Source organism: Blautia glucerasea (assembly GCF_020537505.1).
Lineage (GTDB): Bacteria > Bacillota > Clostridia > Lachnospirales > Lachnospiraceae > Blautia_A.
Window position 1 is genome coordinate 24,650 of the sequence record NZ_JAJBMO010000016.1, and the last position, 14,070, is coordinate 38,719.

Here is a 14,070-nt window from a genome sequence, read left to right on the forward strand (position 1 = left end):
TAGTATAATTCAAACATTAAAAGTGAAAGAGAGACTAATAAGTGAAGATATTAATTGACGATATTAAGCTAAATCTTCTCTTGGAGCAAAAGAAGCAGTTTATTGGCAGAAAAGTCGCGTGGGATAGCGTCCTTTCTGCATTTTCTTTTTTGATTTCTGTGTTGCTTGCCTCTTATGAGGATTTCTTTGGAATATCCGGAATTGTTTTTAAAACTATTTTTGTATTATTAGGAATTGGATTTTCAGTAAAAAGTATTATTGATATTACGAAGAGTTCAAAGAACAACTATAATTATGAAGACCTGCTCGTGGATATCAATAAGTTAAATGAAATTGCACACAACCATTCTATTGTGGTGATCAGAGATTCTTTTAATCCATTTCCAAACCGATATTTGGTGTATGAGGATAAAAGTTGGAACTGCCAATTCTTTTTAAACTACAAAGAGAATCCGAATAATGAAGAATTTATAAGAAATCATATTTCAAGAGAATTGAAAATTGGGCCAGATGATATTGAACTTTCTTATGTTGCCCAGAAATTGCATGAGAAATACTCAGAAAGTGCCAAGGAGAATAAAGTGTATAGTCACAAGTTCTATTTGGCAGAAATTAAAAAGTTTCCAGATCAGATGCAGAAGGACTCTTTTAAATGTGACGGAAAGACATACTATTGGAAGAGTCTGGCTGAATTAGAGGAAGATAAGAATGTGCAGAAGAAAAATATGGATATTCTTAATTATGTAAAAGAATTATTTTAGTTACATAAAACTGAAGGAGTTAGTTCAATGCTGTCAGATAGAACCCATGAGCTTTATAAAGCCTTACAGGAGAAAGGTTATCCTGATGAATTTTGTAAAGAGATTGCTTATAAACACATGAATACAGATTATACGGCGACACGTATGCTGGGATATTTATATCGTGTGACCAGCCCGAGAATGGAAGATGTAGTGGATGAAATGCTTGCCATCTTAAGTGACCGGAATGCAATTATGGAAAAGAAAGCATCTGAGCATGCCCAGGCCACCATTAATGATGTCTATGAGAATGGTTTGTAGAAGAAACGTAATGCGAAGCTTTTGATATTTTACATCTTTTAAGATATTGATCTTATATATGAAAATTTTGTGAATGCAGAAAAATACAGCTCATCGTTCACAAAATCATCATACTCATTTGGTACTATAACCATAAAATTACAGATTACAATTATGGATCAGACATAAATATTTACATGGAATAAAGAAGATCCGCTTGATAAAATGAGGAGGAAGAGGTATGGATATATTAAAAATTCTTGTGGTAGACGACGAAAGCCGAATGAGAAAGCTTGTAAAAGACTTTTTAACAAAAAAAAATTTCCAGGTTCTGGAAGCCGGGGACGGCGAGGAAGCCATGGATATTTTTTATAAAGAGAAAGACATTGCACTGATCATCCTGGATGTAATGATGCCGAAGATGGACGGCTGGGAGGTATGCCGTGAGGTGCGTAAGAATTCCAAAGTGCCGATCATCATGCTGACCGCAAGAGGAGATGAGAGAGACGAGCTTCTTGGCTTTGACCTGGGTGTGGACGAGTACATATCCAAGCCATTCAGCCCGAAAATCCTGGTTGCCAGAGTAGAAGCCATCCTTCGCCGTACTGGTCAGGCTGGGGCTGAAAATGTGCTCAGCGCAGGCGGCATTGTGATCGATAAGGCAGCCCATCTTGCAACCGTAGATGAGAAGCCAATGGATCTCAGCTTCAAGGAATTCGAGCTTCTTACTTATTTCCTGGAAAATCAGGGAATCGCCCTTTCCAGGGAGAAGATCCTGAATTCTGTATGGAATTACGACTATTTTGGAGATGCCAGAACCATTGATACCCATGTGAAGAAGCTGAGAAGCAAAATGGGTGACAAAGGTGAATACATCAAAACCGTATGGGGAATGGGCTATAAGTTTGAGGTTGAATGATGAAGAAGCCAAAGAAAATCCGCTCCATAAAGCACCAGATCACCTTTACCTTCATTGGGCTTCTCTTCCTGTCCATCCTTACCATATTTGTGATCAACGGTGTTTTCCTGGAGAAATATTATGTGTCCAAGAAAACAGATACTCTTCTGGACGCAAAAGCTGTTTTAAGTCAAATTGCTGCAGATTCCATGACAGATGACGATGGGGAAAGCGAGCAGGCCGATCTTCCATCGGAGCTTATTCAGGCAAGCTCCCGAAATAATCTGGCCTGGGTTCTGATCAACGAGGACAATACCAGGTATCTCTGTTGGCCGGAGAATGAGGACCAGCTCCGCAGTAAGCTTTTCTTCGGTTATGCCAGTGACCTGGATATGGACAACGGCAAGGGCAAGATTCTGAAAGAAACTGATAACTGCGTAGTCCAGCAGGTGCACGACCGTTTCGTGGGAATGGATTACGTAGAGTGTTGGGGCAAATTTGACAATGGTAATTATTTCCTGATCAGAAGTCCGTTGGAGAGTATCCGTGAAAGTGCAGATATTTCCAATAAATTTTATTTTTTTGTAGGAATTATCATTATTGTGATAAGTGGAGTGTGCATCATGGCAGTCACCAGAAGGCTGACAAGACCGATCTCCGAGCTGACCGAGCTGACCAGCAAGATGACAAATCTTGATTTTGAGACCAGATATAAGAGTAAAGCTGGCAACGAAATTGATGTACTTGGTGAAAATTTCAACAAAATGTCCAGTCAGCTGGAACAGACCATTTCCGAGCTGAAATCTGCTAACAATGAATTGCAGAAAGATATTGAAAATAAGGTGAAGATCGATGAGATGCGAAAGGAATTCCTGGATAATGTTTCCCATGAGCTGAAAACTCCCATCGCCCTTGTGCAGGGCTATGCAGAAGGCCTGAAGGAGAACATCAACGATGATCCGGAGAGCATGGATTTCTATTGTGATGTCATTATCGACGAAGCTTCCAAGATGAATAAGCTGGTTAAGAACCTTCTTACCCTGAATCAGCTGGAATCTGGAAAAGATGCAGCTGTTATGGAGCGTTTTGATCTGACGGCTTTGATCAAAGGCGTTCTTTCCACCATGGATATTATGATCAAACAGAAAGAAGCCCGGGTGATCTTTAATGAAACAGAGCCTGTTTATGTATGGGCAGATGAGTTTAAGACAGAAGAGGTTGTGACCAACTATGTAAGCAATGCCCTGCATCATCTGGATGGGGAAAAGATTGTGGAGATCAAAGTCCAGAAGCAGGAAGACAGAGTGAAAGTAACCGTATTTAATACCGGTACTCCGATTCCGGAGGCCGATCTTCCGAATCTGTGGAACAAGTTCTACAAGGTAGACAAAGCCCGCACAAGGGAATATGGCGGCAGTGGAATCGGACTTTCCATTGTAAAGGCCATTATGGAAGGCATGAACCAGCAGTATGGTGTGCAGAATTTTGACAATGGTGTGGAATTCTGGTTTACGCTGGACCGGAAGTAAGGCGCAGAGAGTTTCTTCTGCAAAGAAAAGGGTACTGGAAAAAGACGGCAATTGTAATTTTTCATAAAAAAATTAGTGCTAATCGTGCAAGACAGTACAAACTAACAAAACAGGCGGTAGCAGGGAATTAGCTCTTTGCAACCGTCTGTTTTTGCGTTATACTGTAAGAATATGAAACCATATATTCAAAGAATATCATGGCAGTAAGAAAGATGGATAAAGGATTCGCATAATGACAGAAATGTGCTGTGCATAGGTTGCACGGTATAAAATACAGACAACAGGAGGAGTCCGAATGATTGGAATTATCGACTACGATGCAGGTAATATAAAAAGTGTGGAAAAAGCCCTTCATTATCTTGGAGAGGAAACTGCTGTTTCCAGGGATCCCCAGCTCCTATTGAATGCGGATAAAGTAATACTTCCAGGTGTTGGAAGCTTTGGAGATGCTATGCATAATCTGAACAAATTCGGACTTGTCCCTGTGATCAAAGAGATCGCAGGGAAGGGAACTCCGTTCCTTGGAATCTGCCTGGGACTGCAGCTGCTTTTCGAGTCCAGCGACGAGACTCCAGGAGTAGAGGGGCTTGGCCTTCTGAAAGGTAAGATCGTGAAGATTCCCCCGGCTCCCGGACTTAAGATTCCGCACATGGGCTGGAATTCCCTTCACCTTCAGAACGATGGACGTCTGTTTAAAGGAATCCCGGAAGAAACCTATGTCTATTTTGTCCATTCCTATTATCTTCAGGCAGAAGAGCCAGAAATTGTGAAGGCGACTACAGAATACGGTGTAACTATCCATGCCTCCGTTGAAAAAGACAACCTGTTTGCCTGCCAGTTCCACCCGGAGAAGAGCAGTAAATACGGTCTGAAAATACTGGAGAACTTTGCAAAGCTTGGGAAGGAGGCATAATCATGTTTACCAAACGAATTATTCCTTGTCTGGATGTAAAGAATGGTCGTGTGGTGAAAGGTGTCAATTTCGTAGACCTGAAAGACGCCGGAGACCCGGTAGAGATTGCGAAAGCATACGATGCTGCAGGAGCAGATGAAGTAGTATTTCTTGACATTACCGCCTCCTGTGAACAGCGTGACACTGTAGTAGACATGGTGCGAAAAGTAGCAGCCAACGTATTTATTCCTTTTACAGTGGGTGGTGGAATCCGTACTGTAGATGATTTCAAAAAGCTTCTCCGCGAGGGCGCAGACAAGATTTCCGTAAACTCCGCAGCTATTGATCGTCCGGAGCTGATCCGCGAGGCAGCAGACAAATTTGGCAGCCAGTGCGTAGTAGTTGCTATTGATGCCAAGTGCCGTCCTGACGGTGGCTGGAACATCTATAAACATGGCGGCCGCCTGGATACAGGTATTGACGCTATCAAATGGGCGAAGAAGGTGGAAGCCCTCGGTGCAGGTGAGATTCTTCTCACCAGCATGGACTGCGACGGAACCAAAGCAGGCTACGACATCCCCTTAACCCGTGCGGTATCCGACGCTGTATCCATCCCCGTCATCGCCTCCGGCGGTGCCGGCACCCTGGAACACTTCTACGGGGGCCTTACCGATGGTGGCGCTGATGCAGTCCTCGCAGCCTCCCTGTTTCATTACAAAGAACTGGAAATTAGTCAAGTAAAAGATTATTTGGCAGAAAAGGGAGTTCCGGTACGAAGATAGGATATAGAGTGATAAAATTTATAGCAAATAATATTCATTGTCCGAATGCGTCCCTATTGAAGAACTTTTAACAAACAAAAATACAAAAGATGAGGTGACAATCACAATGGGTCAGATATCTGGTGACTGGCAGGCAGCGCTGAAGAATGAGTTTCATCAGCCCTACTACGCCAAACTATATAAAACAGTAATGAAAGAATACCGCACTACGAAGATCTTCCCCCCGCCCCAGGACATGTTCAACGCCTTCGAATACACACCCCTGAACGACGTAAAAGTTGTAATCCTGGGCCAGGACCCTTATCATAATGACGGTCAGGCAAACGGTCTCTGCTTCTCCGTAAGAGAAGACGTAGACATCCCTCCGTCCCTGGTAAATATCTATAAAGAACTTCACAGTGATCTTGGCTGCTACATCCCAGACAATGGCTGTCTGGAAAAATGGGCAAAACAGGGCGTATTCCTTTTGAACACAGTCCTTACTGTCCGTGCGCACCAGGCATTCTCCCACAGAGGAATCGGCTGGGAACAATTCACAGACGCCGTTATCCAGACCCTGAATGAACAAGACCGCCCAATCGTATATCTTCTCTGGGGAAGACCTGCCCAGATGAAAAAAGCAATGCTGAACAATCCGAAGCAGCTGGTACTCACCGCTGCACATCCAAGCCCGCTGTCTGCGTCAAGAGGATTTTTTGGATGCAGGCACTTTAGCCAGACCAATGAATTTCTGGAGAAAAACGGGCTTGCCCCCATTGACTGGCAGATCGAAAATATAAAAAAGGAACAATAAGAAATGGGGAAAAAGAACGACAACACACTTGTAAAAAATGCATCCTTCCTGATGATCGCAGCATTGATCTCCAAGATCATCGGAATGCTCTATAAAAGTCCGCTTTCCAATACCCTTGGAAACAGCAGTATGGGTCTTTTTAATTATGCCCAGAACGTATACTTCATCCTGCTGATGATCGCCTCCTTTAGTATTCCGCAGGCGGTATCCAAGATTATGGCGGAAAAGCTGGCATTTAAGCGCTATAGAGATGCCCAGAAGGTATTCCGCTGCGCACTTTTGTATGTAATCATAATGGGAGGCGTGGTGGCACTTTTTTGTCTCTTTGGTTCTTCCATTCTGGTACCGGAATCCATGTCCGGTGCACGCCTTGCCCTGAAAATGCTGGCGCCGACCATCTTCCTTTCCGGAATTCTGGGAACCTTCCGAGGCTATTTCCAGGCATATCGAAATATGCTTCCTACCTCACTGTCCCAGATCGTGGAGCAGTGCTTCGTAGCGGTTTTTGCAATCCTGATGTCTACGGTTATGCTGAACAAATTCAGCGGTGCAGAAGAGTCTGTACGAAATGCGTGGGGCGCTGCCGGAGCGACTATGGGAACTGGAGCCGGAGTTGCCTCTGCGTTGCTCTTTATGCTTTTTGTATACTGGGTGAACCGAAAGAATATCAAAAAGAGACTGGCCAGAGATACCCATTCCCGTGACGAAGCTACCAGTGAGGTAATGAAAAATATTGTCCTCATTGTAATGCCGATCATCCTCAGTTCTTTCATTTACAATGTAAATGGCTTTATTAACAGCTACATGTATTCTGGCATCCAGGGATTCAAGGGGCTTGATCATGATACCATCACAAGCCTTTATGCAGAGTATGGTTACTATATGACTTTGATTAATATTCCGCTGACTCTTGCCAGTACAGCACCTACTTCCATGATTCCGGAGGTTTCTGCCCAGTATGCCAAGAGGAACATGGGCAGTGCAAGAGATAAGATTGACCGCGCTACCTGGATCAGTATGTTTATTTCCATCCCCTGTGCAGTAGGTCTGGCAGTTCTGGCAGGCCCCATCACCCGCCTTCTTTTCCCAAGAACTGAGGGTGCAGCAGCCCAGCTGATGATGCTTGGCGTGATTACTATCATCCTCAACGGAAATTCCAACATTTCCAATGGTGTACTCCAGGGAATCGGCAAGCCGAATATCCCGATGATCAATGCAGCCATTGCCCTGGTGGTGGATGTAGCTGCCATGGCAATCCTGCTTTTGGCAACAGATCTTGGCGTTTATGCCATTGTAGTGGCAATGATCATCTATGCAGTGGTAATGTGCCTCTTAAATGAGCGTGCCATGAAGCAGTACATGCAGTATAAAAATCCATGGAGAAGTGCATACCTGAATCCGCTTCTGGCTTCTGTGCCTATGGCAGTAGTAGCAGGCTTTTCCTATTATGGAATCTACAAACTGATCCATTCCAACTTTATCAGCCTTGGAATTGCAGTAGTTCTTGGCGTAATCGTCTACTTCATTGTTTACCTTGCCGTAAGCAAACCATCCGATGAACAGTTCGCCATGATGCCGGGCGGAGCTTATTTGAAGAAAATTGCGGGAAAATTACCGTTTTAAGAAATATAGTTACTGTTCACTCCATGACCAGTAACAAAATATATATTATGAATATTTTGTATATTGAAAGAAAGACGAGATATGCTAAAATATTATTAGGCACAAGGAATTGATATTGCTTAATGTAAGCAGGATAAAAGCCCTCGGAGCGGCAACTCTGAGGGTTTTTATCTTGCTTTTTTACTTTATAGGAAAGACCGCCTGCGGCGCTCTCTTGTATGGTTTATAGTCTTCGAAAACGCATTCTTACGCGTTATTCTCTTCCTCCGCCTTCAGATTCTTCTGCGCAGTAGAAAGCATCAATTTAATTCGGTTCAGCTGGTTTACTTCACTTGCACCCGGGTCGTAGTCGATGGCTGCAATATTTGCCTTCGGATACTGACGGCGGATTTCTTTGATAACACCCTTACCAACAATGTGGTTCGGCAGGCAGCCAAATGGCTGGATACAAACAATATTCGGAACATCATCATGGATCAGCTCCATCATTTCACCGGTCAGGAACCAGCCTTCACCAGTCTGGTTACCCTCGGAAACGATCGGTCTTGCCATCTTCGCCAGATCACGGATATCTGCAGTGGGATGGAAGTGACGACTCTCTGCAAGTGCCTCATTTGCAGTCTTACGAACCCAGTCAATGGCTTTAATACCCATATTTCCAAGGAACGCCTTAGATTTCCTGAATCCAAGATTTTCAACCTTGAAGTTCTGGTTATAGAAGCAGTAGGACATAAAGTCGATCAGATCCGGCACCACAGGCTCAGCGCCTTCTGCCTCCAGAAGCTCTGCAAGATGGTTATTTGCAGCTGGAAGGAACTTCACCAAAATCTCACCTACAATACCAACACGAGGTTTCTTCTCATCACTGATGGGAATGGTATCAAAATCATGAACCATTTCCCGGCACATTTTCTTAAACTGGCTGTGGCTTAAGGAACTTCCGGAAACAAATGCGATCACACGTTTTTCCCAGATCTTATGCTTACGGTTTACAATACCTTTCTCCAGCTCATATGGACGCATACGGTAAATACACTTCATCAGGATATCCCCAAATACAGCCGCATACACAACTGCTTTCACAAGGGGAAGGGTAAGCTTAAATCCAGGGTTGCTCTCCAGACCGCTTAAGTTAATGGAAATAACCGGAATCTGCTCCATTCCAGCCTTCTTAAGGGCACGGCGGATAAAAGCAATATAGTTGGAAGCACGACATCCACCGCCAGTCTGGGACATGACCACCGCCGTCTTATTCAGGTCATATTTGCCTGATAAAAGGGCATCCATGATCTGACCGACTACGATCAGGGAAGGATAACATGCATCATTGTTTACATATTTCAGACCTACATCTACGGCATGCTTATTATCATTTGGAAGAATCTCCAGATGATAGCCGTTTGCATTAAAGGCAGCTTCCAGAAGAGAAAAGTGCACTGGTGACATCTGCGGGCAGAGGATGGTGTAATCCTTGCGCATTTCCTTGGTGAACACAATCTTCTCAATAGAAGATGGTTTAATGTCACGGATCTTCTTCTGGGCATCCTTTGCACGAAGGGCGGCAAGAAGAGATCTGACACGGATCCTTGCTGCACCAAGGTTGTTTACCTCGTCAATCTTCAGACAGGTGTAAATCTTGCCGCTGCCATCCAGAATCTCGTATACCTCATCTGTGGTGACTGCATCAAGTCCGCAGCCAAAGGAGTTCAGCTGGATCAGATCCAGATCATCACGGGTTTTGACAAAGTTTGCGGCTGCATACAGTCTGGAATGGTACATCCACTGGTCATTAACACGGATCGGGCGTTCAACCGGTACCAGATGGGAAACGGAATCCTCGGTGAGGACTGCAACTCCATAGCTGTTGATCAGATCCGGGATACCATGGTGAATCTCCGGGTCAATGTGGTAAGGACGTCCTGCAAGCACGATGCCTCTGCGGCCGGTTTCCTTCAGATACTGAAGGGTTTCCTCGCCTTTTTTTTCAATATCCTTATGTACGGCGGCCATTTCCTCCCATGCCTTGTGGGCAGCCTCCTTCACCTCAGATGACGGGATATCCGGGAAAATCTCAGTAAGACGCCTGGTAACGATCTCCTCAGAGGTCAGGGCCAGGAACGGGTTCATAAAGGTAATGGACGGATCGTGAAGCTCGTCCACGTTGTTCTTAATATTCTCCGCATAAGAGGTAACGATCGGGCAGTTGTAATGGTTGACTGCATCCGGGAACTCGTTTCTCTCGTAAGGAATACAAGGGTAGAAAATAAATTTCACACCGTTTCGAAGCAGCCAGGTCACATGTCCGTGGGCAAGCTTGGCCGGATAACACTCGGATTCACTTGGAATGGACTCAATACCCAGCTCATAAATCTTTCTGGTGGAGGTAGGAGAAAGCACTACCTGATATTTCAACTCTGTAAAGAAGGTGTACCAGAAAGGATAATTCTCAAACATATTCAGAACTCGGGGAATACCAACTTTTCCTCGTGTTGCCTTATCTGGGGAAAGAGGCTCGTAGGAGAAAAGCCGCTTATATTTATATTCGTAAAGGTTCGGGATGTGATCCTTATTCTTCTCCTTACCAATACCGCGCTCACAGCGGTTGCCGCTTACGAACTGGCGTCCGCCCGTGAATTTGTTGATGGTAAGACGGCAGTTGTTGGTACATCCGTGACAGTTCGCCATGGAGGTGGTGTATTTCAGTTCGTTGATCTTGTCAATGGAAAGCATAGTGGTCTCGCGGCCTTCTGCGTGGCAGCGCTCCTTGGCAATGAGGGCAGCACCGAAGGCACCCATGATTCCGGCAATGTCAGGACGAATGGCTTCACAGCCTGCAATTCGCTCAAAGCTTCGAAGAACACCATCGTTGTAGAAGGTTCCACCCTGTACTACAATGTGACGGCCCAGCTCTTTGGCATCGGAAACCTTGATAACCTTGTAAAGGGCGTTCTTGATAACGGAGTATGCAAGACCTGCAGAAATATCAGCTACGGAAGCGCCTTCCTTCTGGGCCTGCTTTACCTTGGAGTTCATAAATACGGTACATCTTGTTCCAAGGTCAATCGGATGCTCTGCAAAAAGGGCAGCCTTGGCGAAATCCTGTACGGAATAGTTCAGGGATTTGGCGAATGTCTCAATAAAGGAACCGCATCCAGAGGAACATGCCTCGTTCAGCTGTACGCTGTCTACGGTCTGGTTGCGGATCTTGATACATTTCATATCCTGGCCACCGATATCTACGATACAGTCAACCTCCGGATCAAAAAAAGCTGCTGCATAGTAATGGGAAACGGTTTCAACCTCGCCCTCATCCAGCAGCAGGGCAGCTTTCATCAGTGCCTCGCCGTAACCTGTGGAGCAGGAAAAAGCAATGTGGGCATCCTCAGGAAGAATGCTGTAGATCTCCTGAATGGAACGGATGGCAGTTTTAAGAGGGCTTCCGTTATTATTGCTGTAGAAGGAGTAAAGCAGGGTTCCGTCCTCGCTTACAAGAGCGGTCTTGGTAGTAGTGGAACCTGCATCAATTCCCAGATAGCAGTTGCCATGATACTGGGAAAGATCGCCCTTCTTTACCTGGTAAGCGCTCTGACGCTTGTTAAATGCCTCATAATCCTCCTCTGTGGCAAAAAGAGGCTCCATACGCTCTACCTCGAAATCCAGCTTAATGGAATTCTTCAGGCGGTTTGTCATATCCGTAAGAGAAACAGTGACGTCATCCTTGGCATTCATGGCAGAACCCATGGCTGCGAAAAGGTGGGAATTCTCCGGTGTGATGGCGTGCTCGTCATCCAGCTTCAGGGTACGGATAAAGGCAGCCTTCAGCTGATCCAGGAAGTGAAGGGGACCGCCAAGGAAAGCAACATGTCCGCGGATCGGCTTACCGCAGGCAAGACCGGAAATGGTCTGGTTTACAACGGCCTGGAAAATGGAAGCGGAAAGGTCTTCCTTGGTAGCACCATCGTTGATCAGGGGCTGGATATCTGTCTTGGCAAATACACCGCAGCGGGCTGCGATTGGGTAAAGGGCCTTATAATTCTTCGCATATTCATTCAGTCCGGTGGCGTCTGTCTGAAGCAGGGATGCCATCTGGTCAATGAAAGAACCGGTACCGCCTGCACAGATGCCATTCATACGCTGTTCAATATTGCCGCCTTCGAAGTAGATGATCTTGGCATCCTCGCCGCCAAGCTCGATGGCTACGTCTGTCTGCGGCGCAATCTTCTGAAGGGAGGTAGACACCGCAATAACCTCCTGGACAAAAGGTACGCCCAGGTGATTGGCAAGTGTAAGTCCGCCGGAGCCTGTGATCACCGGATGAAGGGTAAGCTCTCCAAGCTTCCCATAGGCCTTCTCCAAAAGCTCAGCCAGGGTCTCCTGAATGTTGGCGAAATGACGCTGGTAATCTGCGAAAAGCAGGGTGTCGTTTTCGTCAAGTATTGCAATTTTGACAGTGGTGGAACCAATGTCAATTCCTAATGTGTATTTACTGCTCATGTAAAAAATATGCCTCCTCATCTGTTTGCATATGTGTCTAAACTTTCTTATTTAAATGTAAAATATCAAATGCGGAATATTCCGTAATATTATACGATACCCCGGCTTAAATGGCAATGTAAAAGTTTAACAAGGATTCTTTGCACAAGTGTTGAATTTTCAGTGATTTCGGGCTATAATATATAAAGTTTTCTGCCTGGTTTTACACTCTTCCGTAAGTGTAAAACAAAGGATGGAGGAAAGAAATTTTTGAAAATCAACATTTCAAATCAAGAAAGGATTCACATATGGCAAAATATACACTTATGAAAACAGAAGGCCGCGCCAAGCGTGCCCAGTTTGAAACTGTACATGGAACCATCCAGACGCCTGTGTTCATGAACGTGGGAACGGTTGGTGCCATCAAGGGTGCGGTATCTACCATGGATCTGAAGGATATTGGAACCCAGGTGGAGCTTTCCAATACCTATCATCTCCATGTAAGAACAGGAGACAAGCTGATCAAGGAGTTTGGCGGCCTTCACAAATTTATGGTCTGGGACAGACCGATCCTCACCGATTCCGGCGGCTTCCAGGTATTTTCCCTGGCTGGTCTTCGCAAGATCAAGGAAGAGGGCGTTTATTTCCAGTCTCACATTGATGGTCACAAGATCTTCATGGGACCGGAGGAGAGCATGCAGATCCAGTCCAATCTGGGATCCACCATTGCCATGGCGTTTGACGAATGTCCAAGCAGTGTGGCAAGCAGAGAATACGTACAGGCTTCTGTAGACCGCACCACCAGATGGCTGGAGCGATGCAAGGCAGAGATGGCCAGACTGAACAGTCTGCCGGACACAGTGAATAAAGAGCAGCTGCTTTTCGGAATCAATCAGGGAGCAATCTACGGGGACATCCGTATTGCACATGCAGATACCATTTCCAAACTGGATCTGGACGGTTACGCAGTTGGCGGTCTGGCAGTTGGGGAGACCCATGAGCAGATGTATCATATTCTGGATGAAGTAGTACCTCACCTTCCACAGGATAAGCCCACTTATCTTATGGGCGTTGGTACTCCGGCGAACATTCTGGAAGGCGTTGCAAGAGGAATTGACTTCTTTGATTGTGTTTACCCAAGCCGTAACGGACGCCACGGCCATGTTTACACCAATCATGGCAAACTGAACCTGTTCAATGCCAAGTACGAGCTGGATCCGAAGCCTATTGAGGAAGGTTGCCAGTGTCCGGCCTGCCAGCATTACAGCAGAGCCTACATCCGTCACCTTCTGAAAGCCAGGGAAATGCTGGGGATGCGTCTTTGTGTGCTGCATAACCTGTATTTCTACAACCACTTGATGGAAGAAATCCGGGATGCACTGGATCAGGGCAATTTTGCAGAATATAAGGAAATGCGCCTGGCTGGATTTGAAGAGGGTAAAATAAACAGCAGATATGCCCAATAATAAAATTACAGCCTGTTTCTGTGAAAGCTGTAAACAGCAGGGATTCCTGAAATAAATAAAAAAATAGCAAAACTACTTGAAGAACCGGGCTTTTTTGTGTATAGTATACTATAATGCGCTGGCAATAAAAGCAGAGCGTGAGAGTAAGAGACAGGAGGATTAGCAAATGGACGCATCAAGCGGAATGAGTATGGGATTTACCATCGTATGGCTGGTTGTACTTTTCGGTATTATGTATTTTCTGATGATCAGACCTCAGAAGAAAGAGCAGAAGAGAGTACAGGCTATGCTCAGCGATATGGCTGTAGGTGACAGCATTGTAACTACAAGTGGCTTCTACGGAGTCATCATCGACATGACAGAAGAAGACGTGATCGTAGAGTTCGGTAACAATAAGAACTGCCGTATCCCTATGAGAAAACAGGCAATCGCCGAAGTTGAGAAAGCAGAACAGGCTTCTGCTTAATCTGAAATTTCTGAATATGAGTTAAAGAATGGCTTCACTCTATGAAGAGTGGGGCTTTTTCTTTTACAAACGACAGTTTTTTACGTTAACAGGTTGAAATCTGAAAGA

Annotated in this window: 11 protein-coding genes; 10 read left to right on the forward strand and 1 reads right to left on the reverse strand. The window is 45.2% G+C overall.

All coding sequences use genetic code 11. From position 1 onward, the window contains the following. The first annotated feature begins 41 nt into the window (after nt 1-41). From LIQ05_RS12740 to LIQ05_RS12775, 8 genes are all read left to right on the forward strand, one after another. Nucleotides 42-761 (forward strand): hypothetical protein, encoded by a 720-nt coding sequence (locus tag LIQ05_RS12740; RefSeq protein ID WP_226821127.1) that lies wholly within the window; start codon nt 42-44, stop codon nt 759-761. A gap of 27 nt (nt 762-788) precedes the next feature. Continuing rightward, entirely contained in the window at nt 789-1,061 is a 273-nt protein-coding gene (locus LIQ05_RS12745; protein ID WP_226821130.1) for a hypothetical protein, read from the forward strand. Nucleotides 1,062-1,281: 220 nt separating this feature from the next. Beyond that, nucleotides 1,282-1,959 (forward strand): response regulator transcription factor, encoded by a 678-nt coding sequence (locus LIQ05_RS12750; protein WP_226821132.1) that lies wholly within the window; start codon nt 1,282-1,284, stop codon nt 1,957-1,959. Next, entirely contained in the window at nt 1,956-3,467 is a 1,512-nt protein-coding gene (locus tag LIQ05_RS12755) for a sensor histidine kinase (RefSeq protein ID WP_226821134.1), read from the forward strand. The genes LIQ05_RS12750 and LIQ05_RS12755 overlap by 4 nt, the downstream gene beginning before the upstream one ends. A 295-nt stretch (nt 3,468-3,762) precedes the next feature. Further along, nucleotides 3,763-4,380, forward strand: a complete 618-nt coding sequence (gene hisH, locus LIQ05_RS12760; protein WP_226821136.1) for an imidazole glycerol phosphate synthase subunit HisH — start codon at nt 3,763-3,765, stop codon at nt 4,378-4,380. Between the two features lie 2 nt (nt 4,381-4,382). Beyond that, a complete protein-coding gene (hisF, locus tag LIQ05_RS12765; RefSeq protein ID WP_226821144.1) occupies nt 4,383-5,141 on the forward strand; it encodes an imidazole glycerol phosphate synthase subunit HisF in 759 nt (252 codons plus the stop codon). 106 nt (nt 5,142-5,247) lie between these two features. Further along, complete coding sequence (ung, locus tag LIQ05_RS12770; RefSeq protein WP_226821147.1) at nt 5,248-5,934, forward strand: uracil-DNA glycosylase; 687 nt, start codon at nt 5,248-5,250, stop codon at nt 5,932-5,934. 3 nt (nt 5,935-5,937) lie between these two features. Then, on the forward strand, nt 5,938-7,557 hold the full coding sequence (locus LIQ05_RS12775) for a putative polysaccharide biosynthesis protein (protein WP_226821149.1): 1,620 nt from the start codon (nt 5,938-5,940) through the stop codon (nt 7,555-7,557). A 246-nt stretch (nt 7,558-7,803) separates the two neighbouring features. Here LIQ05_RS12775 and LIQ05_RS12780 read toward each other — a convergent pair whose 3' ends face one another. Beyond that, nucleotides 7,804-12,051: a 2-hydroxyacyl-CoA dehydratase gene (locus LIQ05_RS12780; RefSeq protein WP_226821151.1), complete on the reverse strand. Its 4,248-nt coding sequence runs from the start codon at nt 12,049-12,051 to the stop codon at nt 7,804-7,806. 287 nt (nt 12,052-12,338) lie between these two features. On the opposite strand from LIQ05_RS12780, the gene tgt reads away from it, so the two are divergent. After that, complete coding sequence (gene tgt, locus LIQ05_RS12785; protein ID WP_226821154.1) at nt 12,339-13,496, forward strand: tRNA guanosine(34) transglycosylase Tgt; 1,158 nt, start codon at nt 12,339-12,341, stop codon at nt 13,494-13,496. Between the two features lie 166 nt (nt 13,497-13,662). Further along, complete coding sequence (gene yajC / locus LIQ05_RS12790; protein WP_118584184.1) at nt 13,663-13,962, forward strand: preprotein translocase subunit YajC; 300 nt, start codon at nt 13,663-13,665, stop codon at nt 13,960-13,962. Nucleotides 13,963-14,070: the final 108 nt, after the last annotated feature.

Coding starts and splice junctions, on each gene's coding strand:
- LIQ05_RS12745 (WP_226821130.1), top strand. CDS start 789: ATGCTGTCAGATAGAACCCATGAGCTTTATAAAGCCTTACAGGAGAAA.
- LIQ05_RS12750 (WP_226821132.1), top strand. CDS start 1,282: ATGGATATATTAAAAATTCTTGTGGTAGACGACGAAAGCCGAATGAGA.
- LIQ05_RS12755 (WP_226821134.1), top strand. CDS start 1,956: ATGATGAAGAAGCCAAAGAAAATCCGCTCCATAAAGCACCAGATCACC.
- hisH (WP_226821136.1), top strand. CDS start 3,763: ATGATTGGAATTATCGACTACGATGCAGGTAATATAAAAAGTGTGGAA.
- hisF (WP_226821144.1), top strand. CDS start 4,383: ATGTTTACCAAACGAATTATTCCTTGTCTGGATGTAAAGAATGGTCGT.
- ung (WP_226821147.1), top strand. CDS start 5,248: ATGGGTCAGATATCTGGTGACTGGCAGGCAGCGCTGAAGAATGAGTTT.
- LIQ05_RS12775 (WP_226821149.1), top strand. CDS start 5,938: ATGGGGAAAAAGAACGACAACACACTTGTAAAAAATGCATCCTTCCTG.
- LIQ05_RS12780 (WP_226821151.1), bottom strand. CDS start 12,051: ATGAGCAGTAAATACACATTAGGAATTGACATTGGTTCCACCACTGTC.
- tgt (WP_226821154.1), top strand. CDS start 12,339: ATGGCAAAATATACACTTATGAAAACAGAAGGCCGCGCCAAGCGTGCC.
- yajC (WP_118584184.1), top strand. CDS start 13,663: ATGGACGCATCAAGCGGAATGAGTATGGGATTTACCATCGTATGGCTG.